This window comes from Microbacterium sp. KNMS, assembly GCF_053851835.1.
Genome location: NZ_JBSQBP010000165.1, coordinates 1 through 248, shown reverse-complemented (window position 1 = coordinate 248; position 248 = coordinate 1). Strand labels below are relative to the sequence as shown.

Annotated in this window: 1 pseudogene; it reads left to right on the top strand. The window is 67.3% G+C overall.

The window, feature by feature from the left end:
• Window positions 1-248 (top strand): annotated as a pseudogene (locus ACWXWW_RS18250) (hypothetical protein); the annotation flags it as partial.

The following is a 248-nucleotide window of genomic DNA, read 5'->3' as shown; positions in this document are numbered from 1 at the left end:
GGTCAGCACCAACGGTGCGCTGTCGGGCTATAGCCTGCTTGCCATCGGCCTGATGAACGCGATCATGTTCCCCACGATCTTCAGCCTGGCCTGTGCAGGCCTGGGGCCGCGCTCGGCCGATGGCTCGGGCATCATCAACATCGCCATTTTCGGGGGCGCGGTCATCCCGCTCGCCACCGGCGCGATCGCCGACCTGTCGGGCAATCTCGGCCTGGCGCTGCTGCTGCCCGCCGCATGCTATGCGGTGA